Origin of the sequence: Shewanella sp. 10N.7, assembly GCF_020806285.1 — a bacterium.
GTDB lineage: Bacteria > Pseudomonadota > Gammaproteobacteria > Enterobacterales > Shewanellaceae > Shewanella > Shewanella electrodiphila.
Window position 1 is genome coordinate 1 of the sequence record NZ_JAJGZS010000111.1, and the last position, 218, is coordinate 218.

Below are 218 nucleotides of genomic sequence, written 5' to 3' on the forward strand. Positions count from 1 at the left end.
TAAAGCTTTCTTCTATCTGCATTCTTGTTGAATAAATCTTAACGACTCTTTTGGCGGCAGCACTTGATAAACAAAGTGATGTAGCAAGTAACCAAGGCTCTTTCTCTCGTTCTGCACTGGCTCGAGATTGTTTACTCCGCCTCGACTTTTCACCCGTTACCACTTTGTCTTTACGTCCTTTTGCGTTACGTTTGAAAATAACTAAACGGGACTTAAAA

At 40.4% G+C, this 218-nt stretch carries 1 pseudogene; it reads right to left on the reverse strand.

The annotated features are described in order from the left end of the window. Positions 1–218: pseudogene (locus LMH66_RS20380) on the reverse strand (IS4 family transposase); the annotation flags it as partial.